Consider the following 26,133-nt stretch of genomic DNA (forward strand, 5'->3'; position numbering starts at 1 on the left):
CTACAGAATCGCGGCGGCGATGATCAGACCCACGGCCACGTAAGCCGCGGCGACGACGAGGGTCGCGGGTGCGAACCTCCTGTGCGCCAGCAGGTCTCCCACGTCCAGGCCCACCACCCACTCGATCAACCTGATGCAGATCGTCTGGGCCGCGATACCGATAAGCCCGAACACCAACGCGCGCACCAGGCCCTCGGTGATGTTTCCCGAGGCCGTGTAGATCGCCAGCACGATCACGAATGCCTGTGAGAGAAGTCCCGCTGCGGTAATCACGGCAGCGTTGGGCAATCCCGCGCGGACCATCTGGCGCAGCGGGCCCGGAGTCGTCCAATCCAGCACAAAGAGTCCGATGACCATCAACACGAAACCGACAGCCGCGTAAAGCCAGATCGCGGCCGCTCCATGAGCGACTATCGACCAGTACCCTGCTGCGCTCATGGTTGCCGTCCCCATCTCTCGTGTTCGGGTGTCGCTACTGAGGTGATATCCGGTGTGGAATGAACGCGGCGCCGTCGTCGGTGATCAGGCCTGCGGTCTCCCGGATACCCAGCCCTGCCGATTCGTCGCCGACAATCCAGGCACCCAGGGCCGGCCTCATGCCGTCGAACTCCGGCAACGGGTCCAGCAGCTGGTAGACATAGCCTTCCTCACCGTAGACGCCGCCGGTGGCCGTCTCATAGCCCGCTCCCACCACCGTGATGTTGGCACCTTCCCGGCCCAGTTTCGGCTTCCGGACGTACTCGGTCAGTTCGTGTGGGCTGTCGACGTAGGCCGGAAGCAGATTGGGGTGGCCGGGGTACATCTCCCACAGCACCGCCAAGATCGCCTTGTTGCTCAACAGCGCTTTCCACAGGGGTTCGATCCACAGCGTCTCGGGCAGCAGGTCCAGGGCATGGCGGCCGAAGTCGTCGTCGACGATCCACTCCCATGGATACAGCTTGAAGATCGATTCGATCGGCGCCTCTTCCAAATCCACGAGACGGTTCAGATCGTGATCCCAGCCGATGTCCTCGATCGGCAGGCTCACCGTGTTGATGCCGGCCTCCGCTGCGCATTCCTGCAGATAGGCCAGGGTAACGTTGTCTTCACCGCTCCGGTCCGCCGATGACCACGTGAAATGTGTTTCAGCACCGGCTAGTTGCTTGCCGATCTGTTTCCAGCGCGCGACTAGCTGTTCATGCAGAGAGTTCCATTGGTCGTCCTCGGGGAACACCTCTGTCTTCCAGTGCCACTGCAGGATCGAAGCCTCCAGCAGCGAGGTGGGGGTATCGGCGTTGTATTCCAAGAGAATCGGCGGCCGTCGGCCGTCATAACGAAGATCAAAGCGCCCGTAAAGGTGTGGATCTCTTCTGCGCCAAGATTTTTCGATGTGTTCCCATGTCCATTCCGGCAGCCCGAAATCTTGGTAGCGCCCGGTGAGGACAACGTGCTCGACGGCGTCCAGGCACATGGAATGCAGTACTTCCACGGTCGCCTCGAGGGAGAGCACCTCGTCCATATCGAAGACGTAGTGCACCGACTCGTCCCAATAGGGACGGTCGCTGCCGTCTGCCATCCGCGCCGGTGTGCCGTAGCACATTCCTTGGGAGGCCACGATTTCTTCCCAGCCCGCGCGGGGCCGCGCATGCTCACGGCGCATCAGCTTCCCGAACTTCCCGAGCTGCTGGATCCGAAGCCACCTCGCGAGACCGACGGAGACCGGGAAACACTGCCCGAGTTATCGGATTTGGTGAGGGTGGTGCCCGAACTGGTTTTGGCCCTCGTGCCCCTGGGCAGCTCCACACTGCCGCCGGTCGCGATGGTGCCGATACCTCGGTTGTGTCCGCCGTAGTAGTAGCGATAGGGCGAACCGGCGTAGATGAACACGCCGCCCGAGGACGAAGCGGTGCCACGCTCGCAGTACTCCTCGGGCGCCACGACATTGGAGCCGTCCTGCACGCAGGTCGCCTCGATGTCGTCATCACGGTCGATCACCGCGTAACCCACGGCCACCACCGCCGCGATACCGGCGACCACCATCGAACCCATCAGGACGTGGTTGCGGGTCCGGCGCCGTTCCTCGGCCTTCTGAGCCTGAACCTCGGCGAGCCTGCGCTCGGCTTCGCGCGTCCGGCGCGCCTTGTCGCGGGCCCGTGACTCGGCGACGGTGGGCGGCCGCGGCAGGGTGATACCCGGCTCCTGCCAGCGAACGGCGCCGCGGACCGGTGGGGGCTCGCGGTGTTCAGATTCTTCGTCGCCTAAGGACGAATCGGGCATCTCTTCCCCCTTATGGCCCGAATCATAGGAAACACACTACGAATCAACTTACAGCAGCAGCCTCGAATGACGACCGGTGTGGGAAACGTTGCAGCAAATACTCTGGCGCCAGAGTGCGGCACCCACGCCGACCGCCGTACGCGGCGGCTGTCCGAACCTGACGTCTCTACCAACAAACAAGTCTCTACCAACAAACAAGAAGGCCGGAAACCCGCGGTTTCCGGCCTTCTGTCGTTGGGCTTCTTGGCCCACTCACTTGTGGGCGAAGGGGGACTTGAACCCCCACGTCCCGAAGGACACTGGCACCTGAAGCCAGCGCGTCTGCCATTCCGCCACTCGCCCCAACGACCGCGAGAGCCTATCACGCTCCCGGCCTCATCTTGGAACCGCGAACAGCCCGCCAGAACCTGCGCACACACGACAATCCTCTCGAATGGCGAGCATAGAAGGCCTCTTGGTGCCAAGACGATGTCGTCTCGTAATAGAGGAGTGGGTGCCGACGATCATCAAACCGATACGATCTACTCGAGATCCGCTCGTGGCGGAGCGCTGCGTCATGCGCTCAGAACTGCCACGCGACCGCCGAAAGGAGGAGGCATGGGAATTGTCCAACGCTTCGAGCGCAAGCTAGAAGACGTGGTCGGCGATGCCTTCGCCCGCGTATTCGGCGGCAGCATCGTCCCTCAGGAAGTGCAGGCCTCACTGCGTCGCGAGGCCGCCGACGGCGTCCGGTCAGCGGGCCAGGGACGGCTGCTGGCTCCCAACGAGTTCTTTGTTCTCCTCAGCACCGGAGATCACGAGAAGGCGGCCGACGACCGCGATCTCAACGCAGACACGTTCGCCGAACACCTGCGCGAATATATTCGCGATCAGGGGTGGCAAACGTATGGTGAAGTTGTTGTCCGATTCGAACAATCACCGAACTTGCACACCGGCCAGTTTCGCACGCGCGGTGTGGTCAATCCCGACACCAAGCGGGACCGTACGCACGGCGCCGTTACGACTGCCCCTTCGACCCCGGATCCACAACCAGGAGCATCCATGACTGACAACCCAGGTCCCCAGCAGGGACGCCCCGGCGAAGAGTACGGCCGAGAGGACGACCGCTACGGACGTCCCGAACAGGATCCACGTGGTCAGCAGCCTCCGCAGGGTGACCAGGGATACCCCCCGCGCCAGGGTGGCTATGGACAGGGCCAGCAGTACGGCCAGGACTACGGTCGCCCACCGGCCGGCTACGAGCAGGGCGGCTACCAGCAGCGCCCGCCGCAGCAGGGCGGATACGACCAAGGCGGCCGCGGCGGCTACGAGCAGGGCGGCTATGGCGGCGGTCAGGAATACGGCCGTCCCCCGGCACCTCCACAGCAGGGCGGCTACGGCGCCCCGCCTCAGCAGGGTGGATACGGCGAGCCTCCCCGTCCCAACTACGGCGAGTACGAGCAGGGTGGCGGCTACGGTGCACCGCAGGGTCCGCCTCCCGGCCAGGACTACGGCCGTCCCCCGGCCTACCCGCAGCAGGGTGGCTACGGCGCTCCGCCGCAGCAGGGCGGATACGGATCACCTCAGGGTGGTTACGGCGAGCCCGAGTACGGCGACTACGAGCACGGCGGCTACCAGAGCAGCCCCGACTACGGCGCCCCCACTGGAGGCGGCGCCGGTGCCGGTCGCACCACCGTCACGCTGCAGCTGGACGACGGCAGTGGACGCACGTACCAGTTGCGTGAGGGCACCAATGTGATCGGCCGTGGTCAGGACGCCCAGTTCCGTCTGCCCGATACCGGTGTCTCACGCCGCCACCTCGAGGTGCGCTTCGACGGGCATGCCGCGCTGCTGTCGGACCTGAATTCGACCAACGGCACCACCGTCAACAACGCGCCGGTCACCGAATGGCAGTTGGCCGACGGCGACATCATCCGGCTGGGCCACTCCGAGATCATCGTTCGGGTCCAGTAGGGAACAGGAGAACCGCGCCCGCAACGCCGCGTTCGACACAGGCTGCACGTATCGAGCCCCGGCGGGTAACCCGGCCAAGTATCGTTGCCCTGCCGAATATGTCCGGTCTTCCGGACACCCTCGCCGAGGCGCGATGGACCAGCGAGAGGAACGACAACCGGATGCAGGGACTGGTGCTCCAGCTCACCCGCGGTGGGTTCCTGTTGCTGTTGTGGGTGTTCATCTGGTCGGTGCTGCGCATACTGCGGACCGATATCTACGCCCCCACCGGTCAACTGATGGCCAATCGTGGTTTGAACCTGCGTGCGATCAGTCCCGCGAAGGCGGGCCGGCGGCAGATGCAGTACCTGCTGGTGACTGAGGGCGCCCTGGCCGGCACCCGGATCACCCTAGGCACCCAGCCCATTTTGATCGGCCGGGCGGACGACTCAACACTGGTGCTCACCGACGATTACTCGTCGACGCGGCACGCGCGGCTATCGCCACGCGGGGCCGATTGGTACGTCGAGGATCTAGGATCGACCAACGGCACATATCTGGATAGGGAGAAGGTGACGACGGCGCTGCGGGTTCCCCAGGGGACGCCGGTACGGATCGGTAAGACAGTGATCGAGCTGCGCTCGTGACACTGGTGCTTCGCTACGCAGCGCGTAGCGACCGCGGACTTGTGCGGTCGAACAACGAGGACTCCGTCTATGCCGGTGCCCGCCTCTTGGCATTGGCCGACGGCATGGGCGGTCATGCCGCCGGTGAAGTCGCCTCACAGCTGGTCATCGCGGCTTTGGCCCCACTCGACGACGATGAGCCCGGCGGCGATCTGCTCGATACGCTGGCCGACGCGGTGCACTCCGGTAATGCGGCGATCGCCGACCATGTGCGCGCCGAGCCCGAGCTCGACGGCATGGGCACTACGCTGACGGCTTTCCTGTTCACCGGCAAGCGGCTGGGCATGGTGCATATCGGCGACTCACGCGCATACCTGATGCGTGATGGCGAGCTGGCGCAGATCTCCAAGGACGACACCTTCGTCCAGACCCTTGTCGATGAGGGTCGCATCACTCCGGAACAGGCACACAACCATCCGCAGCGCTCGCTCATCATGCGCGCGCTCACCGGCGCACCGGTCGAGCCCACTCTCGTGATCCGTGAGGCGCAGGCGGGTGACAGGTACCTGCTCTGTTCGGACGGACTGTCCGATCCGGTGAGCCACGAAACCATCGCCGAGGCGTTGGAGATCCCCGATGTCTCCGCCGCCGCCGATCGGCTCATCGAGCTGGCGCTGCGCAGCGGTGGACCCGACAACGTCACCGTCGTAGTCGCCGATGTCGTGGAGCTGGACTACGGACAAACCCGCCCGATCGTGGCGGGGGCGATATCCGCCGATTCAGACACCGACACCCCTCCGCCGAACACTGCCGCCGGACGGGCCGCCGCCATCCAGCGCGCCCTCAAAGAACCCGAGCCCACTCCGGACGAATCCGATAGTGACACAACCGATTCCGAAGCCACACGGCCCAAGAAACGTCGGCTCCGCTGGCTGATCGCGGCGGTGCTCGTGGTGTTGATCGCGCTGGCCGGTCTGGCGATCGGCCGCCGCGTAGTGCTCAACAACTATTACGTGAGCGCCTACGAAGGCAACGTCTCCATCATGCAGGGCGTCCAGGGCTCGCTCCTGGGTTATCGGCTGCAGCGGCCGGACCTCGTGGGTTGCCTCGACAGCCGGGGCGACCTGTCGCTGGTGAGTTACGGCGAGTCCGCATCCAGCCTGTCCTGCAAGTACTTCAAGGTGTCCGATCTGCGTCCGTCGGAGCGTCAGCAGGTCGAAACCGGCCTACCCGGCGGCACTCTCGACCAGGCCATCGGCCAGCTACGTCAGCTCACCAAGAGCGCGTTGCCCCCGTGCGCACCCCCCGCACCCAAGACGGCGCCGCCCGCACCGACCACCGCGGGTCGCTCCCCGTCTGCCACGTCCGGATCCCCCACGACGACGACCACAACCACGCGGCCGTCGCCCGCGCCTACGTCTCCGGCGACGCCCGGCGCAAGCACCACGCAGACCACAACATCCACCCCCGCGCCGGCGCCACTGCCGGCGCCACCACAAGAGCCGGGCGTCACCTGCCGGACCGTGTCATGACGACGGCGCCCCAAACCGCTGTAGTGGCCCGTGGGGCAGGCACCTCGCCACCGCCCCAATCCACACGACGTAGCGCGGAATTGGGGCTCCTCGGATTCGCCGCCGCGATCACCACCGTGGCCCTGATCCTGGTCGAGGCCAACCTTGAGCGTGGTCTTTCCTGGGATCTACTGAAGTACGGTCTTGCGTACCTCGTCCTGTTTACGTTGGCGCATCTGGGAATCCGCCGTTACGCCCCCTACGCCGATCCGCTGTTGCTGCCGTGCGTCGCCCTGCTGAACGGCCTCGGGCTGGTGATGATTCATCGCCTGGACCTAGCGAAAGCGGCCGCCGGCGATGGCTCCGAGACTATGGAAGCCAACGCGCAGGTGCTCTGGACGCTGGTGGGTGTCGCCGCGCTCGTCGGGATCCTGGCAGTCGTCAAGGATCACCGGGTGCTGGCACGGTACGGCTACACCTTCGGCATCGTCGGCATCGTCTTGCTGGCCATCCCCGCGCTGCTGCCGTCCTCGGCCTCGGAACGAAATGGCGCCAAGATCTGGATCGAATTGCCGTTCTTGTCGATTCAGCCGGCCGAGGCCGCCAAGATCCTGTTGCTGGTGTTCTTCGCGGCCTTCCTGATGACCAAACGCGACCTGTTTCGCACCGCCGGCCGCAGCTACTGGGGCGTGGAGTCGCCCCGGGCCAGGGACCTGGGCCCGCTGCTCGCGGTGTGGGCAATCTCCGTGGGCGTCATGGTCTTTGAGAAGGACCTGGGTACCTCGCTGCTGCTGTACACCTCATTTCTGACGGTGCTGTACATCGCCACGGCACGGATCAGCTGGGTGCTGATCGGCCTGGGCCTCTTCGTCGTCGGCGCGTTCTTGGCGTACTTCTTATTCGCACATGTGCGCGTGCGGGTCGAAACCTGGCTCGACCCCTTCGCGGATGCGGACGGCAACGGCTATCAGATGATGCAGTCGCTGTTCAGCTTCGCCACCGGTGGCATCTTCGGCACTGGTCTCGGAAACGGTCAGCCGGGCACAGTTCCGGCCGCCTCAACGGATTTCATCATCGCCGCGATCGGTGAGGAACTCGGACTGGTCGGCCTGGCCGGAGTGCTGCTCGTGTTCACCATCCTCATTGTCCGGGGCTTCCGCACCGCACTGGCGGTGCGCGACAGCTTCGGCAAGCTGCTGGCCTCCGGCCTCTCGGCGGCGCTGGCGCTGCAGCTGTTCATCGTCGTCGGCGGCGTCACCAAACTCATCCCGCTGACCGGACTCACCACGCCCTGGATCTCCTACGGCGGCTCGTCACTGGTGTCCAATTACGTGCTGCTGGCCATCCTGCTGCGCATCTCTCATATCGCCCGGCGACCGCTCACCACCACCTCCGCACCCAACGCCGCCCCCATCGCGGAGGCCCGGACGGAACTGATTGATCGCGTATGAACACATCGATCCGCCGGGTGTCTCTCGTCGTCATGGGACTGGTCGTGCTGCTGCTGGCCAATGCCACTCTCACCCAGGTGTTCACGGCACCGGGACTGCGCGCTGACCCCCGCAATCAGCGGGTGTTGCTCGACGAGTATTCGCGTCAGCGGGGGCAGATATCGGCAAGCGGGCAGTTACTCGCCTCCTCGGTGGCCACCGACAGTCGCTTCCGGTTCCTGCGGCAGTACGCCGATCCACTGGTGTACGCGCCCGTCACCGGTTTCTACTCGCTTAACTACTCCAGCGCCGGGCTGGAGCGCGCCGAGGACAGCGTGCTCAACGGATCCGATCCCCGGCTGTTCGGCCGCAGGCTCGCAGACTTCTTCACGGGTCGCGATCCGCGTGGCGGCAGCGTGGTCACCACCATCCGTCCCGATGTGCAGCAGGCCGCCTACGACGCCATGCAGCATGGCTGCAAAAACGGCTGCCGCGGCTCGGTGGTCGCGCTCGAGCCCTCCACCGGAAAGATCCTCGCGATGGTGTCGACGCCCTCCTACGACCCCAATCTGCTGGCCAGCCAGGACTCCGAGAAGGAGAACGCGGCCTGGAAGCAGCTGCAGGAAGACCCCGCCCAGCCGATGCTGAACCGCGCGATCTCGCAGACCTACCCACCGGGATCGACCTTCAAGGTCATCACCACCGCCGCGGCACTGGCCGACGGCAAGACCGTCAACACCGAGGTGACCGCGTCCCCAACCATCTTCCTGCCGGGTAGCAACGCAACCCTGGAGAACTACAACAGGACCTCCTGCGGCGGTGGCGACAACACCACCCTCAAGGAGGCGTTCGCGCGCTCCTGCAACACCGCCTTCGCCAAACTCGGATCCGAACAACTCAAGCGCGACAAGCTGGTCAAGGCCGCGCAAGCATTCGGACTCGACCACGAAATCGACGGCATCCCACTCCAGGTGGCTACTTCTACCGTCGGGTCGATGTCCGATGACGCGGCCGTCGCGATGTCGAGCATCGGGCAAAAGGACGTCGCGGTGACCCCCCTGCAGAACGCGATGGTCGCCGCGGCCGTTGCCAACAAGGGTGTGCTGATGCAGCCGCACCTGGTCGATAGCCTTAAGGGCCCAGACCTTTCGAATCTGTCCACCACCACCCCGGATGACATTGGCCAAGCCGTGACACCCGCTATCGCGAACACATTGACCGAACTGATGATTGCCTCAGAACAGCGCACCGCACAGACCGGAGCCATCCCCAGCGTGCAGATCGCATCCAAGACCGGCACCGCCGAGCACGGCACCGATCCGCGTAACACCCCACCGCACGCGTGGTACATCGCCTTCGCACCGGCATCGAGCACCACATCGGATCCTCAAGCCACGGTGGTCACCCCTAAGGTGGCCATCGCGGTACTCGTCGAAGATGGCGGAGACCGCGCCCTGGCGGCCACCGGCGGCTCCGTCGCCGCACCCATCGGGCGGCAGGTCATTGCCGCAGCACTACAGGGGGCCTCATGACAGTTCGTGTGGGAGAAACGCTTTCGGGTCGCTACCGGTTGCAGCGGCTCATCGCTACCGGCGGTATGGGCCAAGTCTGGGAGGGCACCGACAGCCGCCTGGGCCGCAAGGTGGCCGTGAAGGTGCTCAAGGCCGAATTCTCGTCGGACCCGGAGTTCATCGAGCGTTTCCGCGCCGAGGCACGCACCGTGGCGATGCTCAACCATCCCGGCATCGCGAGCGTGTACGACTACGGCGAAACCGACATCGACAGCGAAGGCCGCACCGCCTACCTGGTCATGGAACTGATCCACGGCGAGCCGCTGAACTCCGTACTCAAGCGCACCGGCCGGCTGTCGCTGCGTCACTCGCTGGACATGCTCGAGCAGACCGGGCGTGCCCTGCAGGTCGCGCACGCCGCGGGCCTGGTGCACCGCGACGTGAAGCCAGGCAACATCCTGATCACGCCCACCGGGCAGGTGAAACTCACCGACTTCGGCATCGCCAAGGCCGTGGACGCCGCCCCGGTCACCCAGACCGGCATGGTGATGGGCACCGCCCAATACATCGCCCCCGAACAAGCCCTGGGTCACGACGCCACCCCCGCCAGCGATGTCTACGCACTGGGAGTTGTTGGCTACGAGGCAGTTTCGGGTAAGCGCCCGTTCTCGGGCGACGGCGCTCTGACGGTCGCGATGAAGCACATCAAGGAAACACCGTCGCCGCTGCCCGCCGATCTGCCCCCGAACGTGCGTGAACTCATCGAGATCACGCTGGTGAAGAACCCGCAGAATCGCTACACCAGTGGCGGTCCGTTCGCCGATGCGGTGGCGGCGGTGCGTGCCGGTCGCCGCCCACCACGGCCCAACCAGGCGCCAACCATCAGCAGGGCCACGCCGGCGGCCATCCCGCCCGCCACGCAGGTGCGGCCCGCCGTGGGGACACCCAGCCGGGTTGCCCCGCCCACCTCCCGCACCCGACCGCCGACGGGCTCGCATCGGCCGCCACCGCCCCGGCGGGGCACGTTCTCGCCCGGCCAGAAGGCCCTGATGTGGGCGGCCGCGGTGCTGGGCATCTTCGCGATCATCATCGCGGCGCTCATCCTGTTGCGAGCAAGTGAGCAGAAGAATGACGTGCCGCTCCCATCGGCGACGACGCCCAGCAGCGAGGCACCCTCAAGTCCGGCTTCAGCTTCGCCAGGAGCGCTTGCGCCAGCTAATATCGTGGCTCTGCTTCCGGTCGCCGAACCGGACCCGATCACTGGGACGAAATCACCGTAATGACCACTCCGCAGCACCTCTCGGACCGCTATGAGCTGGGGGAGATCCTCGGCTATGGAGGCATGTCCGAGGTTCACCTGGCGCGCGACCAACGGTTGAACCGTGACGTCGCGATCAAGGTGCTGCGCGCCGACCTGGCCCGGGACCCCAGCTTCTATCTGCGTTTCCGCCGAGAGGCGCAGAACGCCGCCGCACTGAACCACCCGGCGATCGTGGCCGTCTACGACACGGGCGAGGCCGAGACACCCACCGGGCCGCTGCCGTACATCGTCATGGAGTACGTCGACGGCATCACCCTGCGCGACATCGTCAAGGACGACGGCCCCATGCCGATCCGCCGGGCGATCGAGGTCATCGCCGACTCCTGCCAGGCGCTCAACTTCAGCCACCAGCACGGCATCATCCATCGTGATGTCAAGCCCGCCAACATCATGATCAGCAAGACCGGCGCGGTAAAGGTGATGGACTTCGGGATCGCGCGGGCCGTGTCGGACGCCGGCGTCAGCGTGACCCAGACCGCGGCGGTCATCGGGACCGCGCAGTATCTCTCGCCCGAACAAGCGCGCGGTGAGACCGTGGACGCACGTTCTGACGTGTACTCCCTGGGCTGCGTCCTCTACGAATTGCTGACCGGCGAGCCGCCTTTCGTCGGCGATTCACCTGTCGCGGTGGCCTACCAGCATGTGCGTGAAGATCCGGTTGCACCCTCCAAGCACAACCCCGAGATTCCTCCCGGCCTTGATTCGGTTGTGCTCAAAGCACTTTCGAAGAATCCCGATAACCGGTACCAGAACGCCGCCGAGATGCGCACCGACCTCATGCGGGTGTATCAGGGCGAGCAGCCGGAGGCCCCGAAGGTTCTCACCGACGCCGAGCGCAGCTCCATGCTCAGCACCCCCTCCAACGCCAAGGCCTACCCGGCCACCGGGCCGCAGACCAACCCGCTGCCCAGCCATTACGCAGAACCGCGGCGCAATCCACTGAGCCGCTGGCTGGTCGGACTTGCCGCGCTGGTGGTGCTGACCGTGGTGGTCACCTTCGCCATCATCTTGGGCAACGGCCCCTCGCGTGATGTCCAGGTCCCCGACGTGACGGGCAAGTCCCAGGCCGACGCTGTCGCCGCCCTGCAGAACCTCGGGTTCAAGACCAAGATCCAGAAGAACACGAGCTCAAAGCTTGCTCCCGAGAGAGTCATCGACACCGATCCCGCGAAGGGTTCTACCGTGACGGCCGGTTCCGAGGTGACTCTGAACGTGTCCATCGGGCCGGAGAGCCAGCAGGTGCCCGATTGCCATGGCCTCAGCTTCGGCGACGCGGTCAAGAAGCTGCAGGCCGCCGGGTTCAAGGGCACCTTCACCCAGAGCGAGACCAAGTCGCTGCCCGAGGACAAGGGCCGGGTCATGGCCACCAACCCGCCGGCAGGACAGTACTCGGCGGTCACCAACAACATCACCATCGTTGTCGGTAAGGGACCAGGGGAGAAGCCCGCGCCGGATCTGGTCGGGCAGAACATCGACGTCGCCCTCAAGAACCTGCCCACCTATGGCTTCACCGCACCGCCCACGGTGATTCCGGTCCCCAGCCCGGAATCGAAGGGGCAGATCCTCAGCACGAATCCGGCCGCCGGAACCATGTTCGCCGAAGATGGGGTCATCGAGATCCGGGTGTCTCAGGGCGGTCAGTTCCGCATGCCGAGCCTGGTCGGCAAGTTCTGGACCGATGCCGAGCCGATGCTGTATCAGGCCGGATGGCAAGGCGGAGGCCTGACCACCGAGGACGTGCCCTCCGACGGCAACAACCGAGCTCGCGTGGTCTCGCAGGATCCCCCGGCCGGTGCCGGGGTCAACTACAACGGACCGATCAAGCTGCGCTTCGGCGCGGGCTAGACGTCAGCCGCCGAGGGCGCTCACGCGTCCGCTGACTCCGTCCAGCGCCGAGGCGACCTCTGCCTCAAGCGAGCGCACCAGCGATTCATCAAGAGGCGCACCGCAATAGGTGAGCCAGTTGGCCAACATCCGGTGCCCGCCCTCGGTCAGGATCGACTCCGGGTGGAACTGCACCCCGTGAATCGGGTGTTCGGTGTGCATGACACCCATGATCACCCCGCTGGCGGTGCGGGCGATCACCCGAAGCCCCTGGGGCACGGTGTCAGGGAGGATCGTCAGCGAGTGGTACCTGGTGGCCGTGAACGGGTTTGGCAGCCCGCGCAGCACGCCGGCGTCTTCATGCTCGACAGTGCTCGTCTTGCCGTGCAACAACTCCGGTGCGCGGTCGACGGTGCCGCCGAACGCCACGCCGATCGCCTGGTGTCCCAGGCACACCCCGAGCAGCGGGGTGCCCGTTTTCGCGCAGGAATGCACCATCGCGATGGACGCGCCCGCGCTCTCTGGTGTACCGGGGCCGGGGCTAATCAGTACGCCGTCGAAGTCGGCGGCCACCGCATCGGTATCGGCCAGTCGCGGGTCGTCGTTGCGCCACACCGTCGCGTCCACGCCGAGCTGACCCAGGTACTGGACCAGGTTGAACACGAAGCTGTCGTAGTTGTCGACGACCAGGATGCGCACAGGTCAAGGGTACGGACCCGCACCAGCGGATTCCCAGCCGGTTTACCCGGACAGGTGCCGACGGATGTCTACCGGCCCTCCAGGGGAGCCGCACGGCCGGGCCCCACCGCATCCCGATATCCGGCCACTTCGAGGTGATGGCCGCGAGTCACCGTGTATCCCAAGCCAAATCGCGCGACGTACTGCCGGTACAGCGTTACCAGCGGAGCCGCGTCGAGCGCTGCCTGCATGGCATCGGCATCACCGATGGCCGTGATCACGTAGGGCGGGCTATAGGTACGACCGTGCAGCAGCAGGGTGTTGCCGACACATCGCGGTACCGAGCTCGCGACCAGGCGCTGATCATCCTGCATCTGAATGGCCTCGGCGCCCGCACTCCACAAGGCATTGAGCACACCTTCGACATCCTGCTGGTGCACCACTAAGTCATCCGGTGACGCGTCGCGGGGGAAACGCCCGTACGCATCACGCTTGGCATCGGTCAGCGTCACCACCAGACCGGGGCCGGTGACGGGCTGGACGCCCGCGGCATCGGCCATCTCACCGGTTTCGGCGAGCGCCGCCGCCACCTGGCTGTCACCCCCGGCCGACTGTGCCCGCGCGGCGGCCATCTGATTCGCCAAGCCGTCGCGGGTGGCGCTGAGTTTGTCGACGGACTTCTGCGTCTCGCGCACCAGATCCACCAACCGGGGCGCCGGAGAATCGCCCCGCCGGATCTCGTTGCCGCCCGACACCGTGTGCGTTGCGGCCAGCAGAAAGCCCGCAAGCGCGCACACCAGAGGCACCCCGACCCGCCAGAGGAGGCCCCCTCGGGCGGAAGGGGCCGCCGGTTCGCGCTGGGGGCTGCGCCCGCTCCTGGAGGCCTCATCGGCAGTCACCAGAAGATTGTCGCAGCATCGCGCTGTAACCTGCGTAGGAACCCATGACGACTCCGGCCATGGCGACCCGTCGCCGTGCCGCCATATCCCAGATGCTTCCGAGGTAGTCGATGCCCAAGTCCAAGGTCCGTAAGAAGTCAGCGTTCAACGCGACCACCGTTAGCCGTACTCCGGTCAAGGTGAAAGCCGGTCCGTCGAGCGTCTGGTTCGTCGCGTTCTTCCTCACCCTCATGCTCATCGGCCTGGCCTGGTTGATGGTGTTCCAGCTCGCCGCACAACACATCACCTGGATGCTGGATCTGGGGCCGTGGAACTACGCCATCGCGTTTGCCTTCATGATCACCGGACTACTGCTGACCATGCGGTGGCGGTGACGCGAGACGGGAGGGAGCCCGGGCTGCCGTTGCCGGTCCGGTTAGCACCCGTTTCCATCGAGTCCACCCAAGAGACACCCAATCACAATGATGTGATTTATCCCCACTGTGGATAACGCCTGTGGATAAACCGACCGCATCCCCTGCCGAATGGGGCCCCAAGCCAGCCGGTATCGCTGCCGCCGCCCTTGTGGGTGTCGCGTTCGGTATCGCCGTCTTCCTGGTGGCCGATGCGCCGGGGCGTCTGTTGGCCTCGGTGGCCGCGCTCGGTCTGCTGGGGTTCGCCGCCGTGTCCTGGCGGTGTCGTCCGAAATTGCGCATAACCGACGAGGGTCTTGAGCTGCAAGGCCTCACCCGCCTCACGCTGCTGCCCCGTACCGCGGTGGACTCGGTGAAGGTCAGCGAGTTCCGCCGGCTGGGTCGCCGCACCCGGCTGCTGGAGATCGAGTCCGGAGATGACCTGATCGTCCTGAACCGCTGGGACCTGGGTACCGACCCTCGTGAAGTGCACGAGGCACTGCGCGCTGCCCACTATCGGGCGTGAACGCCGCAACGCGCGTATCGTTGCCTTAGGTAATTACTCCGAGGTAAGAGGTGGGCACATGACACGGACCGAGGGCGATCAGTGGGACATTGTCAGCAGCGTCGGTTTCACGGCCCTCATGGTGTCGTCGTTCCGCGCCCTGGAGACCACCCGATCTGAGCCACTGATTCGCGACGAGCACGCCCGCGCCTTCGTGGAGGCTTCGGGGGAACCTCATCTCACCGAGGCCCTGGCCGCGCCGCGTCCCGAGTCCGAATGGGACGTCGCCACCACCTACCTGGTCAATCACCTGGCCGTCCGCACCAAATACTTCGATGAATTCTTCACCACTGCAACAGCTTCCGGTGTTCGACAGGTAGTCATCCTGGCCGCGGGACTGGATGCGCGGGTCTACCGGTTGCCCTGGCCGGACGGCACCGTCGTCTACGAACTGGACCAGCCGAAGGTCCTCGAATTCAAGGACCACGTCCTTGCCGAAGAGAACGCGGTCGCGCGGGCCGAAAGGCGCGAAGTCGCCGTCGACCTACGCGATGACTGGATCGCCGCGCTGGAGGCCGAGGGCTTCGACGCGGGCAAGCCCACGGCCTGGCTTGCGGAGGGCCTGCTGGCGTACCTGCCCGGTGCCGCCCAAGACGCGTTGTTCGAGAAGATCACCGCCCATTCCGCCCCCGGCAGCTTCCTGGCCACCGAATGGCGCCGCCGCGTGGCGACCGCCGGCCAATGGCAGGACGCCGTGAACAAACTCAAGCCGGACTTTCTCCAGAACGTCAGCATCGGCGATCTGATCTATGACGATGAGCGCAAAGACCCGATCGAATGGCTCGGCGAACATGGTTGGCACGTCGACGTCACCAACCGCCTGGAACAGGCTGCCGCCTATGGACGGCCCGCCCCCGAGGAGCACAGCGAAATCACCTCGCTGTGGTCGGACGCTTACTTCATCACCGCCACCCGCTAGCCCCTGCGCGCAAGGCACGCGGACCGATGCTGGGGTGGGACCTTCGGTCCCGTTTCGACTAAAGTTTCCCATGCAATCGATCACAAGGGTGCCGTCTGTACGAACAGGTCATTTGGCAAAGGCTTGTCGTTTGACGGTTGGGGGATTGAAAGCTGGACTTGATGCCAGGAGATGGGCATAGCAGCGGATTCGTCCGCCAGAGTATGCAGATCGGGCTGACGATCGCCGCGATGAAGGCGCTCGAGGTACGCCGCGCACAGCCGTTGCTGTTCGACGCGCACGCCCGGACCATCCTCGACGCCGTCGCTGATCCCCACACCCAAGCGCTCCTGGACATCGGCCTTCACGAGAACCCTTCGACGGCGAATGAGCTCAGCACCCATCTGCTCGCCAACTACGTGGCGGCGATGTGCCGGTACTACGACGAATCTCTGCTCGCATCCGTCACCAACGGCATCCGCCAGGTGGTGCTGCTGGCCGGGGGCCTCGATACCCGCGCCTACCGGCTCTCCTGGCCCGCGGGCACAGTCGTCTATGAGGTCGACTATGCCGAGGTCCTCACCGTCAAGATGAAGGCGCTCGACAACGCGGGAGCTGAGCCTCAAACGACACAGCGGATGGTCCTGTGTGGACTGGGCGAGCAGTGGCAAGCGGAGCTGACGCTGGCCGGATTCGACCCAGACATCCCCACCGCGTGGCTCGCCGAGTGCGTCGTCTGCAACCTTCCCGGCGGCAGCCACGACACGATGTTCGAGCGGATCATCGAGATGTCGGCTCCGGGCAGCATCATCGCGACGGACAACGATCCGCTGGCCCCGTCCGGGCGGACATGGGGCGAGGCCGTGGACGCCGTCCTGCCAGACGCACTTCGCGGCGCCGATTATTCGGCGCTGGCACATCGTGACGAACGCACCCATCCCGGAGACTGGCTCTCCGGGCACGGGTGGCTGACCCGGACGTACACGACACGTGAGCTCGCCGAGCGCTATGGCCGACCGTTCGGGAACGAGCTGGTGCCGGGTTTCGACGATCTCGCAGACCGTCGCTTCCTCACCGCGATGCTGCCGACCGATTACCTTGCGCATTCCACAGAATCGCCACTGAGCGACGGGCCGGCGGACCAGTGAGCTTGGTTCCGTAGCCCGATGCCGCCGGACAGCTTGCGCAGCACCATTACCTTTGCGCCGCGCGATGGCTATCTTGGGGGCAACGTGCAGGAAGGCAGGTGATTCCTTGGATGGTCAACCGGAAAAGGCTGTGACCTCACCGGCGCACAAATATCAGTTCGATCTGATTGCCGCAGCTCTGCGAGCGCTGGAAAGTCGGCGCGGCCATCCATTGATCGACGATCCACTTGCGGAGGTCCTGGTCACCGCGGCGAACGAGCCGCTCAGTAGTGCCTTCCTCGCCACCGGATTTCCCGAGAACCCCTCGGCTGCCGACGGCACCTTTCTTCTCATCAACGCGTCGGGAATCTTCACGCGGTACGGCGACGACTTCATTGCCACGGAGCTTGAGTCGGGGACCCGGCAAGTCGTGCAATTCGTCGCGGGTCTGGACACTCGGGCCTACCGACTCCCGTGGCCGGCCGACGCTGTTCTGTACGAAGTGGACCATCCGCACACGCTGGAGTTCCGGTCCAGTGTGCTTAGGGAGCACGGCGCTGCTGCCTCGGTGACCCAGCGGCTCGTACCCGCGGCAACAACCGCAGATCCCTGGGCGGAGGATCTGTGCGTTGCGGGCTTTGACCCCGAGCAGCCCACCGCGTGGCTGATCGCGCCGCTGATCATGGCGGGTCTGCCCGGACAGGCGCAGGACCTGCTCTTCGAGCGCATCATCGAGCTGTCCGCGCCGGGTAGCGCCATCTGCAGCGATGCCAACATTTTCCTGCCGTCAACCGAGACCTGGGATTCACTGGCCGAACCCGTTGTCCCCGAAGATATCCGGGCCGCCAATTTCTGGATGCTGACATATCCGGATTCCCGCATGCCCCCCGCGGACTGGCTGACGGGCCACGGCTGGGCCACCGACGTGCAGACGGCCGCCGAGATCGCCGCACACTACGGCCGGCCGTTCACCGATGACGCCCCGGACATCGTCAAGCAGCACACCCAATGGCAGTTCCTCAGAGCCAAGCTGCCGCACGTGCACTATCCGGAATAGGTGAGAACCCTCGCCACGATGAGCGTCACCGACAACGCGATCACGACCGCGGCCAGCACCCACGGCGTCGAGGGCTTCTGCACCAGGTCCGGTACACCGGCCCCACGGCACACCTCGCGGTAGTACAGCAGCGCACCTGCGCTTAGAACACCGAACAACAGGCCGCCCATATGCCCGGCCAACGAGATGCCCGGCAGCGAGATACTCAGCCCGATGTTGAGCACCAGCACAATGATGATCGTCTGCGGGTTCAGCCGCTCCCGCAGATACAGCACCAGTGCCGCACCCAGCAGACCGTAGATAGCGCCGGATGCACCGGCCACCAACGCATTCGGACTGAACCACATGGCGATGGCGCTGCTGCCCAGTAGCGCGGTGCCGTAGATCGTGGCGTAGCGCTCACGACCGAACGCGTGCTCGAGTCCGGGCCCGATCAAGGCCAGCGAGAGCATGTTGACCCCGATGTGCATCAGGCCGAAATGCAGGAAGCCCGCGGTGACCGTGCGCCACAGCTCACCCTGCGCCACCCACGGCAGGTATAGGACCAGGTCCCGGAACAGGGGGCTGGTGGTGACGGCCATCGTCTCGTCGGTGCCCCCGACCACGGCGGAGTACACGAGCACGTTGACAGCGATCAGCGCCCAGGTGACCCAGGCCCGTGCCTGCCGCAGCGGTTTGACCTGACGTACCGACTTGGCGCCCTGCTGGACGCATTCGACACACTGCTGTCCGACGGGCGCTGATCGCATGCAGTCCGGACACACGGGGCGCCCGCAGCGCACGCAGCGCACCGCGGTGGCCCGGTCCGGGTGCCAAGCGCACCCGTAGACCGGTACCTGTCCGGGATGAGCCATCGAGAGCTAGCTGATGGTGATGGAGTTGATCACGACGTCCTCGGTGGGACGATCGCCGCGATCGACGGAGGTGGAGGCGATGGCGTCGACGACCTTCTGCGAAGCGGGGTCCACGACCTCACCGAAGATGGTGTGGCGACGGTTCAGGTGCGGGGTCTTGCCGACGGTGATGAAGAACTGTGAGCCGTTAGTGCCCGGTCCTGCGTTGGCCATGGCCAGCAGGTACGGCTTGTCGAACTGCAGCTCGGGGTGGAACTCGTCGGCGAACTGGTATCCGGGGCCACCGCGGCCGGTGCCGGTGGGGTCACCGCCCTGGATCATGAATCCCTCGATGACGCGGTGGAAGACGGCGCCGTCGTAGAACGGGCCGGCGGCCTCGCCCTTGGCGTTCTTCGTGGAGTAGTCCTTGCTGCCGTCGGCGAGACCGACGAAGTTGGCGACGGTCTTCGGGGCGTGGTTGCCGAAGAGCGCGATGACGACGTCGCCGTGATTGGTGTGCAAGGTGGCGGTCTGTGTGTGGATTGGTGAAGTCACGACGACCACCTTATCCGCGCCGAAAAGACATTCATGCGGATGTTTCCCAATAGGCGGCGCAAAGATGGCAATCTGGAGTACCAGTCATTCTGGAGATCACCGCCCGACGAAGGGACCCGCTGACAATGAGCCTGCTGACCAAGACCTCCGAACCCGCCGTCAAGCTGACCTCCGGGGAGCGGCTCGTGCGGGGTCTGAAGGAGGCCGCGCTGGCCCCTATCGACGTCTCACGCGGTACCGCTGGACTCGGGTTCGGGCTGGCGAAATCGGCGGCGGGCGTGGCCGGCAAGCTGGTGCGTCGCGGCAAGGCGGTGTCGTCGGAGGTGCAGGACGCCGTCGCCGATGTCGTGGACACCCTGCCCGAGGTGGTCAGCGGAGCCCGCAAGCGCAAGCTGCCGCGCGCGCTGACCGGCCTTGCGGTCGTCGGTCTGCTGGGTGCGGGCGCCGTCGCGTTCAGCGTGCTGCGGCGCTCAGGACAGCCCGAACCGTCGCCGCTGGCACCGAGTGTGGATTCGCAACCTCAGCCGTAGGGCTGGATCGGGTCGCGCGAACGAGAAACTTGAGTGGAGCCTAGGAGAATCGTTATCTCTAGGTCGTAAATATATGAGTTTGATGTCCAGGAAGGCTTCGAGACGACGCATCATGGTGCTGTCGTGGCTGGGTTATCTGTAGGAAGGTGTCGACAGGACTCGTCCGATCGTGATCACTGCCCACGCAGTGGCCGGGCGATTTCACCCCCGCCTGTGCACGTCAGTGGCTACTTGTGAGCGGCTCAGTTGAAAACGATGTCGTTGACCCACTGGGCTCGCTGTTCGCGGGTGGAGATCCAGTGCCCGGCGATCTTCTCGCCCACAGCACGCTGCAAGTTACGCAGATCGGCGTGGGAGCGGGCTTGACGGGCATCGTTTTGTTCGTGATGAACGCGATACTGTTCGCGTTCGGTGGGGGTGGCGTGCGAATAGCAGTGCGCACCAAACATTCCCGAGCCTAGGTAGATCGCTGAGTTGGTGCAATCCTCACCGGTGCTCTTGACCATGGCCGAGCATTTAGGGCGCGCTCCGGCGACGGTTTGGGTCCGGTCTGGTCGGGGCAGCTGATACAGGTGGCGCTCTAACCGATCGCATAACGCAGGCATCGCGGTTACCTTCGTCGCCCCGCGCCGTACCGCGGCATTGTGCCGGGCGAAGATGGCTTTGGGTCGCGAGAGACCGTTGCCCCATCGCTCGTCGAGTTCGGCGCCCTGGTGCACGATGCTGGCCGCCTGGTAGGCCTCCAGGGTCGCCCTGTGCGCGGCCAGGATGTCATTGGCCAACTCGGCGAAATTGAGGTCGGCCTCTTCGGGCAAGGTTTGCAGCACCAGAAGGCATTCGAGCATTTTCATGCGCAGCTCATCGATGACGTCCAAGGCAAACGAGGACACCGTCTCGGCGTGGTCAAAGTCAGAGTCAGTTCCGAACACGATCCAGCAATGTACTACTAGTGGGGCAGACTTTTGGTACGGCCGCCTCATTACTGAGGTGCGTGCCCACCCGCCCCAGCCAGAACGATCCTGAGCGTGTCGCCCAGTGGGAGCGTGTCCGCGCCGAGGTGGGCGCCCGGATTCGTCGGGAACGCCTGCGGCAGGGTCTGACCCAGGAGCAGCTGGCGTTGGCCTCGGGGGTGACCCGCAATGTCTTGATTGACGTTGAACATGGTCGCCGCGGTCTGCTCTATGAACGTCTGGTCGATATCGCCGATGCGCTGTCGGTGTCGGCGGGTGCATTCTTTGCCGATCTGTGATCCGCCACGGCTTAATGTGACTGTCGAGCATCCGCGATATTTGTAACTAGCTTGGCCCTCAACACCTCTGGCCCCTGGCAGCCCCTGCTTTGACCATCCCGGGTTAGGCGCTGGTATCGCGGAGCCCAAGCGTAGGTGTTCGATGTGCGGCTCATCAAGTGTGGCCCAGCTATTGGTCGACACCGTGTGGACCCACCGGTAGCCAGACGACGTACGCCCTATTCAGTGCGCCATCGCCTGGCACTGTTGGGCGCACTGCCGGCAGGCGTCCGCACACGCCCGGCAGTACGCCATGTCGTATTTGTCGCATTCGGCGGCGCAGGCCTGGCAGATCTGGGCGCACAACCGACACAGCGGGCCGACCCAGCTGGACCCGCGCGACAACAGGGTTAGGCAGGTGACACAGATTGCTGCACAGTCCAGGCACAGCCGAGCGCAATCGGCCATCTGCGCGTCGTTGACACAACAGTTGTAGGCGCAGGCCTGGCAGGCTTGCGCGCACTCACTACAGGCATCCGCGCATGCTTTGTTCGCCTCGCTGATCATCGTGACCGACATGACCGAGAACCTCCTTGCTCGTGGTTGCATTTGCCCGGACCGAACCGCTCTGGACATTGGTTAGGCCTGTTCGTGGGGGCACAGGCAGCCGTACCCGTACGCCCCCTGGGTAAACATCCGCGGCTGAACACATCTCGCTTATATACCCCGTAGGGGTATAGTGGGATGTTGTGCGGTTATGGTCGCCGCCAGAAGGTAACGGGCATCGTTGCTGGGATACGAAGGGGCGCAGATGGCACACACTTTGGGTGCAAGCGCGATGTTGGGCTTGCCCGATGGACGGGCATTGCACTACATGCGCGCCGGCGGCGGTCCGGGGCCCACAGTGGTGTTCGAGTCGGGCTTGGGGGCTTCCCGCTCGGAATGGGGCTTGGTGGTGCCGCTGGTAGCGCAACATTTCCCGACAGTCGTCTATGACCGGGCCAATCTGGGGCGCAGCGACCCCGACCCGGCCCCCCGCACCTTGGAGCATCTGGCGGGCGATCTGGGTGAGTTGTTGGCAGCTCTTGATGCCGGCCCATACATCCTGGTCGGTCACAGCTACGGGGGCACGATCGCGCTGGCCGCCGCTGGCGAGCGGTCCGGCATCGCCGGGTTGGTGCTCGTTGATCATTCCGATGAGCAACTCGATGTGTGCTGCGGGTCATCGCTTAAACATTTGCGGCAGCTGGTGCTGGCCGGCCGCTGGGGCATGGGTGTGCTGCGCCGGCTGCGTCTGCTGGCGTGGGTGGTGCGCCGCGCCGCCTCGGGGCTGCCCGAGGACGTGGTCGGCGACCTGATCGCCGAAGACTTGACCATCAGTGCTCAGCAGGCCGCCGAGGCAGAGGAGCGCTTCTTTCTGGCCGGGTTGGCCAGCCTGCGCCAACATCGCCCCGTTCCGGGGAACATCCCGGTCACCGTGATCTCCGGTGTCAAGACCACGCTACTGGACCGCTCGATTCGCGCCGCGTTCCTGGCCGCTCACCGCCGCACTGCCCAACGTCTTGATGCCCGGCACGTGCTGGCCCAAAAATCCGGGCACCTCGTGGTTTTCACCGAACCGCAACTCGTGGCCGAGGAAATCCGGCGTATCGCTGAGCGTATCGCGGCCACCGCCTAACGCCCACGCCGAACACGCGACCCATCAGCCTAGCCATCCCGACCCACCATTGTGCTGTCCAATTCGCTTGTGCAGCACATACATTGGGCCGCGCGGCGGCACACCGCTACCCGACCCGCATCTGCACATCAGAGCATCAGCGCGTCCGCAGCCCTCACGCGTGGCCCCGACGCCCCGTAAAGAATTAGCTGTCAGCATCGGTACGCAGCGTCGGCCGCACGCGCTGCACCACAGCGCATCACTCTCGTCGAGCAGCGCCGATGTGAAACTGAGAAGATTTGGCTGAGAGTTTGCTGATAGTCGTCTTACCCGTGAACTTATGTATCGCTGTGTTCGTTGGACTTTATATATGCCCCAACGTTTCCAAGGCAAGCGGTCGTGCTGCCCTGGCGTGCGGCAGGGAGGTTGCGAGATGACGAAGATAGCGATGTTGGCGGCAGCCGCTGCATTCAGCTTCGCCGGTGCCCTCGGCGTGTCGACGGCCGCGATCGCGGCCGCAGATCCGCCGCCGCCTCCGGTTTGCTATGCGAACAGGCCAAGCGTCAATGCGATCGAGCAGACCCCGTGTGTGGCCCCGGGCTCAGTGCAGTACTCGCAAGGAATACATCAGCCGACCTACGGCGGAGCCAACCCGCTGGTCCCGTACGGCACCAATCCACTGGTGCCGTACGGCACGAACCAAAACAACGCGGGCTAGACCAAGCCACCTTTGTTTCCCTGCGCGCAACAACCTGCCAGACGCTGCGGCGTTCAGCGGGCTCCTGGCGCGGGGATACCGGTCGCGGTGACTTCATACAGGAGCTGGGCACCGAGGCTGTAGAAAGCACCGGCCACACATAAACGCCCCGAGTGTGCCGCGGCGGCCAGAAGCGGATGGCGCACCAGGCGCTGGCTTTGAATCGCGACGTTGACCACCGCGAGCTGATCGACCTGATTAAAGCCGCTGGCTGCGGCGCCCACGCGTGCCAGGTGATGCTCGTGATAGGCGGCCAGAGTGTCGCGGGCATTGTCGAGCCAGCGGCCCACCGCGCTGGTGGGCGCATCGATCGGTTCGGACAGCAACGCTCCCATCGCGCCGCAGTCCGAATGTCCGCACACCACTACCGAACGCACGTGTAGGTGGTTAAGGGCGAAATCCAGTGCGGCATCCACGGATCCTTCGGCCGGATCGGTGGGTACCAGGTTGCCGGCATTGCGGACTGTGTACAGCGGTGCGCAGCGACCGGCCGGTGGTCCCACAGGCCAATCCGAGCAGGTCAGGTACAGCGCATCAGGGTAGGCCGTGGTGTCGGTGGCCAGGAACGAGTTCATAAAGGTGCCCCAATCGGGAAGCAGCACACAGCACACCGGTGGCATGCCGGGCCGGATGGAAGGTTGGCGAATCGGCAAACAAGCCCGGCGGCGCCCCATAAACACTCGGAGGCAGCGACGCACCCGAACCCGCCGGGTCGATCACAGTGCTGCACATCCGATGTCCCACGAAGCCATAGCCAGGTTTCACGTGGCCGGTCAGCGACGGATGATGCACAAATCGGCCAACAGGACACGCCCTGACCGCGATATGGCGGCAGAACGCACGGGCGAACCTCGCCCGACACGGTTCCGCAATGGCGCCCCGTCGTGCGAGGCCATCGCCGCAACGACCGCGGCCAACAGTCCCAGCCCGGGGTCGGCGCGCACCGTGGCAACGAGCACATCAACGCTGTGGCACAGCGCGGCATGCCTGGCGTTATCGGCGCGCCGATGCGTCAGGGCCCCGCCGTTGGCGCCGACCTGCGTCGCCGCAGCCGAGGTGATGCTCGATCCGTGCTGGCTCGGTCCGTGCAGGCAATGTGTCACCGCGGGCAGCGCAGCGAGTACACCGATCAGCAGCGCCACCAGCACCGGCCAGCCGGCGCGCGGCCTGCCGATCACCATGGGCGGCACGCAATCACCGGCCGCCGCTACCCCTAGCCGGTATGCGTTGGGGGTGTGCCAGCGGGCGGTGCAGCTCAACACGAGGAGCCCGGCGATGGTGCCCACATACCGGCAGGTGCGTGGGACCGTGACCGCAGTGGCGGCGCCGGCTTGCTGTGTCCCCGATGCACATCACAGACCGTCAGACGCAGCGGGATGTGCGCCACCTGCTGGATTCCGGTGATACACCAGCTCACCGCCGGCGCACGCAGATGGCGCTCTAATAGCTGCTGTGTTCTCCAGGTTTGCTGTATCAGAAAGTGGCCAGGGTCTCCGGCGTCCCGGAAAATCTCGCAGCATAGATTGCCCGGGTCATAGCGGGTGCGTTCCAGCAGCATGTTGAGCAGGCCCCACACCGTTTCCTCGGCGCGCAGTGTCGCGGTGACCTCACCACAGACATACACCGGCGCTGGCCCGTGGCCGCCCGTTAGCATTGGATGTCGACGTGGTAGATGCTGTAGAGCCGCACGACTTGGTTTCGTCGTGATGACCCATTGCAGTTGGGACAGTTCGTCGACGGGGTCCCGCCGTAGACGTCCAGGTCTTTGCGGACCCGGGTGGCCACACATTGCGGCATCGGCTTGTTGCCGGTCTTGGTGACAATAACCTTGTTGCCCTGAGCTTTAAGACTGTTGATGACATCATCGGCGTCCCCGAGACCACCGGGCCCGGCATGGGCAGCCGGAGCCAACAGCACTGTCACAGCAGCGGTTACGGCACTAGCGGCCACGGCCAATCCCGTGACACGGCCGCGGAAAATGTTGTTCATGGTAAAGAACCTCTGTACGTGCGAGGCCACGCCCTGACAGGGCGCAGCAGTAGCTGACGGTCGGCAAAAACGACCCGAGCCCGCGCAGGGCAGCGCGATACACCGGGCCGAGCCGCGATCAGCGACGCAGCACGCAGAGGCGATGTATGAGAGTGGCGCCAGCGGCAACGACCGCCGGCCGGGTATGTGGCGGCGGGCCCCGCATCAATACCGGGGCCAGTGCGATCATCGCCGTCCAGGCCAACGAGGCGACCGCGGCGATCCACAGCACGCGGGCCGCGGTAGGCGCCGACAACTGTGCGACAACAACGTCCGCGGCGGCGCACACGGCGGCAACAGGGGCGGAGAGGTGGTCGTGCGGCGCGATCACGGCCGCGCTGCGCTGCACCGGCGATCCGGGCGCCACCGCATGGTGCGGCGGCGCGGCCACCGTGGTGTTGTGGTGGCCGGCCCCCACGCACTGCACCAGCAGCACCAAGGCGATCATCGCGGCCACCATCAGGGCACCGAGCCACGACGCACCCGGCAGAGTTCGGGCACCGGAGGCGGTCATCGCC

General features: G+C 65.3%; 29 protein-coding genes and 1 tRNA gene. 16 read left to right on the forward strand and 14 right to left on the reverse strand.

Going from position 1 to position 26,133, the window contains the following annotated elements; genetic code table 11:
• The 4 genes from AOT83_RS11810 to AOT83_RS11825 all read right to left on the reverse strand — a co-directional run bounded on the left by AOT83_RS11810 (window position 1) and on the right by AOT83_RS11825 (window position 2,598).
• Window positions 1–438: a DUF350 domain-containing protein gene (locus AOT83_RS11810; RefSeq protein ID WP_057964521.1), complete on the reverse strand. Its 438-nt coding sequence runs from the start codon at window positions 436–438 to the stop codon at window positions 1–3.
• A gap of 34 nt (window positions 439–472) precedes the next feature.
• A complete protein-coding gene (locus AOT83_RS11815) occupies window positions 473–1,639 on the reverse strand; it encodes a glutathionylspermidine synthase family protein (protein ID WP_057964520.1) in 1,167 nt (388 codons plus the stop codon).
• Window positions 1,639–2,256, reverse strand: coding sequence for a hypothetical protein (locus tag AOT83_RS11820; RefSeq protein WP_030098151.1), 618 nt, complete (start codon window positions 2,254–2,256; stop codon window positions 1,639–1,641). Before AOT83_RS11820 ends, AOT83_RS11815 begins: the two co-directional genes overlap by 1 nt.
• A gap of 259 nt (window positions 2,257–2,515) precedes the next feature.
• Window positions 2,516–2,598 (reverse strand) — tRNA-Leu (locus AOT83_RS11825).
• Window positions 2,599–2,853: 255 nt separating this feature from the next.
• Here AOT83_RS11825 and AOT83_RS11830 point away from each other — a divergent pair.
• The 7 genes from AOT83_RS11830 to pknB all read left to right on the forward strand — a co-directional run bounded on the left by AOT83_RS11830 (window position 2,854) and on the right by pknB (window position 12,432).
• Window positions 2,854–4,209 (forward strand): FhaA domain-containing protein, encoded by a 1,356-nt coding sequence (locus AOT83_RS11830; RefSeq protein ID WP_030098150.1) that lies wholly within the window; start codon window positions 2,854–2,856, stop codon window positions 4,207–4,209.
• 161 nt (window positions 4,210–4,370) lie between these two features.
• Window positions 4,371–4,835: an FHA domain-containing protein gene (locus tag AOT83_RS11835; protein WP_030098149.1), complete on the forward strand. Its 465-nt coding sequence runs from the start codon at window positions 4,371–4,373 to the stop codon at window positions 4,833–4,835.
• Entirely contained in the window at window positions 4,832–6,346 is a 1,515-nt protein-coding gene (locus tag AOT83_RS11840; protein WP_030098148.1) for a PP2C family serine/threonine-protein phosphatase, read from the forward strand. Before AOT83_RS11835 ends, AOT83_RS11840 begins: the two co-directional genes overlap by 4 nt.
• Window positions 6,343–7,776, forward strand: a complete 1,434-nt coding sequence (locus AOT83_RS11845; RefSeq protein WP_030098147.1) for an FtsW/RodA/SpoVE family cell cycle protein — start codon at window positions 6,343–6,345, stop codon at window positions 7,774–7,776. Before AOT83_RS11840 ends, AOT83_RS11845 begins: the two co-directional genes overlap by 4 nt.
• On the forward strand, window positions 7,773–9,287 hold the full coding sequence (locus AOT83_RS11850) for a penicillin-binding protein 2 (protein ID WP_030098146.1): 1,515 nt from the start codon (window positions 7,773–7,775) through the stop codon (window positions 9,285–9,287). The genes AOT83_RS11845 and AOT83_RS11850 overlap by 4 nt, the downstream gene beginning before the upstream one ends.
• Window positions 9,284–10,546, forward strand: coding sequence for a serine/threonine-protein kinase (locus tag AOT83_RS11855; RefSeq protein WP_030098145.1), 1,263 nt, complete (start codon window positions 9,284–9,286; stop codon window positions 10,544–10,546). The genes AOT83_RS11850 and AOT83_RS11855 overlap by 4 nt, the downstream gene beginning before the upstream one ends.
• Window positions 10,546–12,432: a Stk1 family PASTA domain-containing Ser/Thr kinase gene (gene pknB / locus AOT83_RS11860; protein WP_030098144.1), complete on the forward strand. Its 1,887-nt coding sequence runs from the start codon at window positions 10,546–10,548 to the stop codon at window positions 12,430–12,432. The genes AOT83_RS11855 and pknB overlap by 1 nt, the downstream gene beginning before the upstream one ends.
• 3 nt (window positions 12,433–12,435) lie before the next feature.
• Here the strand turns inward: pknB and AOT83_RS11865 are convergent, their stop codons facing one another.
• Window positions 12,436–13,110 carry an aminodeoxychorismate/anthranilate synthase component II gene (locus tag AOT83_RS11865; protein WP_057964519.1) on the reverse strand — a complete coding sequence of 225 codons (675 nt, stop codon included), beginning with the start codon at window positions 13,108–13,110 and terminating at the stop codon, window positions 12,436–12,438.
• A gap of 68 nt (window positions 13,111–13,178) precedes the next feature.
• Entirely contained in the window at window positions 13,179–13,895 is a 717-nt protein-coding gene (locus AOT83_RS11870) for a DUF881 domain-containing protein (RefSeq protein ID WP_030098142.1), read from the reverse strand.
• Window positions 13,896–14,098: 203 nt separating this feature from the next.
• On the opposite strand from AOT83_RS11870, the gene crgA reads away from it, so the two are divergent.
• The 5 genes from crgA (at window position 14,099) to AOT83_RS11895 (ending at window position 18,027) form a co-directional block, all read left to right on the forward strand.
• Window positions 14,099–14,362 carry a cell division protein CrgA gene (crgA, locus tag AOT83_RS11875; protein ID WP_005082859.1) on the forward strand — a complete coding sequence of 88 codons (264 nt, stop codon included), beginning with the start codon at window positions 14,099–14,101 and terminating at the stop codon, window positions 14,360–14,362.
• A gap of 121 nt (window positions 14,363–14,483) precedes the next feature.
• On the forward strand, window positions 14,484–14,906 hold the full coding sequence (locus tag AOT83_RS11880) for a PH domain-containing protein (protein ID WP_057964518.1): 423 nt from the start codon (window positions 14,484–14,486) through the stop codon (window positions 14,904–14,906).
• Window positions 14,907–14,964: 58 nt separating this feature from the next.
• Window positions 14,965–15,864, forward strand: a complete 900-nt coding sequence (locus AOT83_RS11885) for a class I SAM-dependent methyltransferase (RefSeq protein ID WP_057964517.1) — start codon at window positions 14,965–14,967, stop codon at window positions 15,862–15,864.
• 161 nt (window positions 15,865–16,025) lie between these two features.
• Window positions 16,026–16,991 (forward strand): SAM-dependent methyltransferase, encoded by a 966-nt coding sequence (locus tag AOT83_RS11890; RefSeq protein WP_044105820.1) that lies wholly within the window; start codon window positions 16,026–16,028, stop codon window positions 16,989–16,991.
• 130 nt (window positions 16,992–17,121) lie between these two features.
• Complete coding sequence (locus AOT83_RS11895) at window positions 17,122–18,027, forward strand: SAM-dependent methyltransferase (RefSeq protein WP_052399637.1); 906 nt, start codon at window positions 17,122–17,124, stop codon at window positions 18,025–18,027.
• Here AOT83_RS11895 and AOT83_RS11900 read toward each other — a convergent pair.
• Both AOT83_RS11900 and AOT83_RS11905 read right to left on the reverse strand, forming a co-directional pair.
• On the reverse strand, window positions 18,015–18,776 hold the full coding sequence (locus AOT83_RS11900) for a rhomboid family intramembrane serine protease (RefSeq protein WP_052399635.1): 762 nt from the start codon (window positions 18,774–18,776) through the stop codon (window positions 18,015–18,017). The two genes, AOT83_RS11895 and AOT83_RS11900, sit on opposite strands and share 13 nt — an antisense overlap.
• A 111-nt stretch (window positions 18,777–18,887) precedes the next feature.
• Window positions 18,888–19,424 carry a peptidylprolyl isomerase gene (locus tag AOT83_RS11905; RefSeq protein WP_109394919.1) on the reverse strand — a complete coding sequence of 179 codons (537 nt, stop codon included), beginning with the start codon at window positions 19,422–19,424 and terminating at the stop codon, window positions 18,888–18,890.
• Between the two features lie 116 nt (window positions 19,425–19,540).
• On the opposite strand from AOT83_RS11905, the gene cwsA reads away from it, so the two are divergent.
• The gene (gene cwsA, locus AOT83_RS11910) at window positions 19,541–19,945 is read left to right on the forward strand and encodes a cell wall synthesis protein CwsA (protein ID WP_030098135.1); all 405 of its coding nucleotides are present in this window, start codon (window positions 19,541–19,543) and stop codon (window positions 19,943–19,945) included.
• A gap of 242 nt (window positions 19,946–20,187) precedes the next feature.
• Here the strand turns inward: cwsA and AOT83_RS11915 are convergent, their stop codons facing one another.
• On the reverse strand, window positions 20,188–20,874 hold the full coding sequence (locus AOT83_RS11915; protein WP_052621589.1) for a hypothetical protein: 687 nt from the start codon (window positions 20,872–20,874) through the stop codon (window positions 20,188–20,190).
• Between the two features lie 62 nt (window positions 20,875–20,936).
• Here AOT83_RS11915 and AOT83_RS11920 point away from each other — a divergent pair, with 62 nt between their 5' ends.
• The 3 genes from AOT83_RS11920 to AOT83_RS11935 all read left to right on the forward strand — a co-directional run bounded on the left by AOT83_RS11920 (window position 20,937) and on the right by AOT83_RS11935 (window position 23,548).
• A complete protein-coding gene (locus tag AOT83_RS11920) occupies window positions 20,937–21,194 on the forward strand; it encodes a helix-turn-helix transcriptional regulator (protein ID WP_052621588.1) in 258 nt (85 codons plus the stop codon).
• A 790-nt stretch (window positions 21,195–21,984) separates the two neighbouring features.
• Window positions 21,985–22,851 (forward strand): alpha/beta hydrolase, encoded by an 867-nt coding sequence (locus AOT83_RS11930; RefSeq protein ID WP_052621587.1) that lies wholly within the window; start codon window positions 21,985–21,987, stop codon window positions 22,849–22,851.
• A gap of 427 nt (window positions 22,852–23,278) precedes the next feature.
• Complete coding sequence (locus tag AOT83_RS11935) at window positions 23,279–23,548, forward strand: hypothetical protein (protein WP_165385148.1); 270 nt, start codon at window positions 23,279–23,281, stop codon at window positions 23,546–23,548.
• A gap of 53 nt (window positions 23,549–23,601) precedes the next feature.
• Here AOT83_RS11935 and AOT83_RS11940 read toward each other — a convergent pair whose 3' ends face one another.
• The 5 genes from AOT83_RS11940 to AOT83_RS11960 form a co-directional block, all read right to left on the reverse strand.
• Window positions 23,602–24,207: a carbonic anhydrase gene (locus AOT83_RS11940; protein ID WP_052621585.1), complete on the reverse strand. Its 606-nt coding sequence runs from the start codon at window positions 24,205–24,207 to the stop codon at window positions 23,602–23,604.
• Between the two features lie 153 nt (window positions 24,208–24,360).
• Window positions 24,361–24,777: a hypothetical protein gene (locus tag AOT83_RS11945; RefSeq protein WP_307785851.1), complete on the reverse strand. Its 417-nt coding sequence runs from the start codon at window positions 24,775–24,777 to the stop codon at window positions 24,361–24,363.
• A gap of 65 nt (window positions 24,778–24,842) precedes the next feature.
• Window positions 24,843–25,241 carry an antibiotic biosynthesis monooxygenase gene (locus AOT83_RS28165; protein WP_052621584.1) on the reverse strand — a complete coding sequence of 133 codons (399 nt, stop codon included), beginning with the start codon at window positions 25,239–25,241 and terminating at the stop codon, window positions 24,843–24,845.
• Entirely contained in the window at window positions 25,235–25,576 is a 342-nt protein-coding gene (locus tag AOT83_RS11955) for a hypothetical protein (protein ID WP_052621592.1), read from the reverse strand. Before AOT83_RS11955 ends, AOT83_RS28165 begins: the two co-directional genes overlap by 7 nt.
• Window positions 25,577–25,694: 118 nt before the next feature.
• A complete protein-coding gene (locus AOT83_RS11960; RefSeq protein ID WP_052621583.1) occupies window positions 25,695–26,129 on the reverse strand; it encodes a hypothetical protein in 435 nt (144 codons plus the stop codon).
• Window positions 26,130–26,133: the final 4 nt, after the last annotated feature.

The sequence above is a fragment of the Mycobacteroides sp. H001 genome, assembly GCF_001440005.1.
Classification (GTDB): domain Bacteria; phylum Actinomycetota; class Actinomycetes; order Mycobacteriales; family Mycobacteriaceae; genus Mycobacterium; species Mycobacterium gwanakae.

Excerpts from the sequence above, each read along its gene's own strand:
- AOT83_RS11850 (WP_030098146.1), top strand. The coding sequence starts at position 7,773 with ATGAACACATCGATCCGCCGGGTGTCTCTCGTCGTCATGGGACTGGTC.
- AOT83_RS11930 (WP_052621587.1), top strand. The coding sequence starts at position 21,985 with ATGGCACACACTTTGGGTGCAAGCGCGATGTTGGGCTTGCCCGATGGA.
- AOT83_RS11810 (WP_057964521.1), bottom strand. The coding sequence starts at position 438 with ATGAGCGCAGCAGGGTACTGGTCGATAGTCGCTCATGGAGCGGCCGCG.
- cwsA (WP_030098135.1), top strand. The coding sequence starts at position 19,541 with ATGAGCCTGCTGACCAAGACCTCCGAACCCGCCGTCAAGCTGACCTCC.
- crgA (WP_005082859.1), top strand. The coding sequence starts at position 14,099 with ATGCCCAAGTCCAAGGTCCGTAAGAAGTCAGCGTTCAACGCGACCACC.
- AOT83_RS11820 (WP_030098151.1), bottom strand. The coding sequence starts at position 2,256 with ATGCCCGATTCGTCCTTAGGCGACGAAGAATCTGAACACCGCGAGCCC.
- AOT83_RS11830 (WP_030098150.1), top strand. The coding sequence starts at position 2,854 with ATGGGAATTGTCCAACGCTTCGAGCGCAAGCTAGAAGACGTGGTCGGC.
- AOT83_RS11900 (WP_052399635.1), bottom strand. The coding sequence starts at position 18,776 with ATGCGATCAGCGCCCGTCGGACAGCAGTGTGTCGAATGCGTCCAGCAG.
- AOT83_RS11955 (WP_052621592.1), bottom strand. The coding sequence starts at position 25,576 with ATGAACAACATTTTCCGCGGCCGTGTCACGGGATTGGCCGTGGCCGCT.
- AOT83_RS11885 (WP_057964517.1), top strand. The coding sequence starts at position 14,965 with ATGACACGGACCGAGGGCGATCAGTGGGACATTGTCAGCAGCGTCGGT.
- AOT83_RS11855 (WP_030098145.1), top strand. The coding sequence starts at position 9,284 with ATGACAGTTCGTGTGGGAGAAACGCTTTCGGGTCGCTACCGGTTGCAG.
- pknB (WP_030098144.1), top strand. The coding sequence starts at position 10,546 with ATGACCACTCCGCAGCACCTCTCGGACCGCTATGAGCTGGGGGAGATC.
- AOT83_RS28165 (WP_052621584.1), bottom strand. The coding sequence starts at position 25,241 with ATGCTAACGGGCGGCCACGGGCCAGCGCCGGTGTATGTCTGTGGTGAG.
- AOT83_RS11960 (WP_052621583.1), bottom strand. The coding sequence starts at position 26,129 with ATGACCGCCTCCGGTGCCCGAACTCTGCCGGGTGCGTCGTGGCTCGGT.
- AOT83_RS11890 (WP_044105820.1), top strand. The coding sequence starts at position 16,026 with ATGCCAGGAGATGGGCATAGCAGCGGATTCGTCCGCCAGAGTATGCAG.
- AOT83_RS11845 (WP_030098147.1), top strand. The coding sequence starts at position 6,343 with ATGACGACGGCGCCCCAAACCGCTGTAGTGGCCCGTGGGGCAGGCACC.
- AOT83_RS11940 (WP_052621585.1), bottom strand. The coding sequence starts at position 24,207 with ATGCCACCGGTGTGCTGTGTGCTGCTTCCCGATTGGGGCACCTTTATG.
- AOT83_RS11815 (WP_057964520.1), bottom strand. The coding sequence starts at position 1,639 with ATGCGCCGTGAGCATGCGCGGCCCCGCGCGGGCTGGGAAGAAATCGTG.
- AOT83_RS11835 (WP_030098149.1), top strand. The coding sequence starts at position 4,371 with ATGCAGGGACTGGTGCTCCAGCTCACCCGCGGTGGGTTCCTGTTGCTG.
- AOT83_RS11935 (WP_165385148.1), top strand. The coding sequence starts at position 23,279 with ATGTTGGCGGCAGCCGCTGCATTCAGCTTCGCCGGTGCCCTCGGCGTG.